The organism is Phenylobacterium sp. (assembly GCF_041691455.1).
Classification (GTDB): domain Bacteria; phylum Pseudomonadota; class Alphaproteobacteria; order Caulobacterales; family Caulobacteraceae; genus Phenylobacterium.
In genome coordinates, this window is the sequence record NZ_JBEPUO010000076.1 from 1 (window position 1) to 2,186 (window position 2,186).

Consider the following 2,186-nt stretch of genomic DNA (forward strand, 5'->3'; position numbering starts at 1 on the left):
ACCGAGCACGCAACATCCCAGTATAGAATTTGCTCTGACAGTGCCCCCGGATCGCCCAGCGCGCGGGCGCGGAGGGGCGAAACCGACTGGAACATCCGGGAATTGTAAGCGTCACTACGGTCGCGGCCCGGCCGGGCGCCCGTCAGCGAACTCTACCGCCTACGAAAGGAGCGCGCCGATTGCCGTTAAGTCAAGCGCAAACCCGACAATGGCGCCGGGCGAGCGACTCCCTCGGCCAGGTCCACCTGAGCGGCCGAGATCGGGGTTGGCGATCAGCCGGGCGGTCACTTCAGTTGTCAATTCGCACCCAATGTTGTCCCCCCTTTCGCTTTGAATGTTAGCCCCCTGGGCGGTGGCGTTGGCAGTCGCCCGGCGGCGTAGCGCGGAGCCCTTGGCGGAGCGCAGCGCGTAGCCGGCGGGCGCACCCGAGGCGTGGGCGGATCAGGCTCGGTTTTTGAACCGCCAGCTCTCGTTGCCGGTCTCGACGATGTCGCAGTGGTGGGTGAGCCGGTCGAGCATGGCGGTGGTCATCTTGGCGTCGCCGAAGATCTGGGGCCAGTCGGCGAAGGCGAGGTTGGTGGTGATGACGATTGAGGTGTTCTCGTAGAGCTTGCTGATCAGGTGGAAGAGCAGCTGGGCGCCGGCCTGGCTGAAGGGCAGGTAGCCGAGCTCGTCGATGATGATCAGGTCATGGCGCAGCAGGGTCTCGACGAGGCGGCCGCTGCGGCCGGCGGCCTTTTCCTGTTCGAGCTGGTTGACCAGATCGACGAGGTTGAAGAAGCGGCCGCGGGCCCTGGCGCGGATCACGGCGGCGGCGATGGCGATGGCCAGATGGGTCTTGCCGGTGCCGGTGCCGCCGATGAGGATGAGGTTGCGCTTGGCTTCCACGAAGTCGCCGTTAGCCAGCTCGCGGACCAGGCCCTCGTCGACGGGGGTGTCGGCGAAGACGAAGTCGTCGAGGTCCTTCAGCACCGGGAACCTGGCGCCGCTGATGCGGTAGTTGATCGAGCGGGACTGGCGATGGGTGACCTCGGCGCGGATCAGACTGGCCAGGAGGGGGTAGAGTTCCTCGCGGCGAACGAGGCCCTTGCCGGCGATCTCGTCGAAGCTGGCGCGCATGCCGTAGAGCTTGAGGCTGGTCATGGCCTCGATGATCTGGTGTCGTTCCATCATGTCGCGTGCATCCTTGGTCTGTTGAGGAGGGCGTCGTATCGGGCGCAGTCGGCGATCGGCTCGGCCTTGAGCTTGAGCGCGTCGGGTGTGGTGATGCTGGGCGCCGGCGGCGGCTGACGCTGGCGGGCGAGGATGGCGACGATCACGTCGCCGCTGGCGATGCCGGCCTGCAGCGCCTCGGCGCAGGCCGATTCCACGGCGGCCACGCCATGATCGGGCGCGGCGGCGAGGATCTTGACGAACTGCCGGTCGCCATCGGCATGGCCACACAGCTTGGCGCGGACCTTGGCCAGGGCCGGCGGCAGGTCCCAGTCCTTGAACGGCGCGCCGTTGCGCAGCGCGCCGGGCTTGCGCATCAGGACCGGCAGGTAATGCCAGGGGTCGTAGATGAACTGCTCGCGCTTGAAGCTGCGCGGATGGTCGGCGACGACCTCGTCGGCCAGCAGCACGACGATGCGGTCGGCATAGGCGCGCACCAGCACGCCGCGGCCGGCGGCCCGGGCGTCGACGCTGTACCTGTTACGGTCATGGGTGATCAGGCAGGTGGTCGTGGCGCGCATCGGCTTCTCGCTGAAGCCGGCGAAGGGGCCCACGAACGGCGCCAGGGCGGCGCGCTCCTCCTCGAACACCTCCCAGATGGTCCGGTCCCTGAACAGCGGATGGCGCGTGCGCTGGGCGTAGGCGCGGCACTGGTCCTCGAGCCAGGCGTTCAGTTCCTCCAGCGTCTTGACCCTCGGCCGGGGCCTGAACAGCACGTCGCGCATCGTGCCGACCTGGTTCTCGACCTGGCCCTTCTCCCAGCCGGACGCCGGCGTGCAGGCGGTGGGCTCGACCAGATGATGCGAGCACATCTGCAGGAAGCGCCGGTTGTAGGTGCGCGCCCGGCCAACGAACACCGCGTCGACCGCCGTCTTCATGTTATCGTAGATGCCGCGCCGGCAGACCCCGCCGTAGAAGCTGAAGGCCTTGTCGTGGGCGTCGAACACCATCTCCTGGGTCTCGCGGGGGTAGGC

At 67.8% G+C, this 2,186-nt stretch carries 1 protein-coding gene and 1 pseudogene; both read right to left on the reverse strand.

The genetic code is table 11. The features are described 5' to 3' along the window. Nucleotides 1-441: 441 nt before the first annotated feature. A complete protein-coding gene (istB, locus tag ACESMY_RS23630; protein ID WP_372787091.1) occupies nt 442-1,170 on the reverse strand; it encodes an IS21-like element helper ATPase IstB in 729 nt (242 codons plus the stop codon). A gap of 20 nt (nt 1,171-1,190) precedes the next feature. Continuing rightward, nucleotides 1,191-2,186, reverse strand: a pseudogene (locus ACESMY_RS23635) (transposase); the annotation flags it as partial.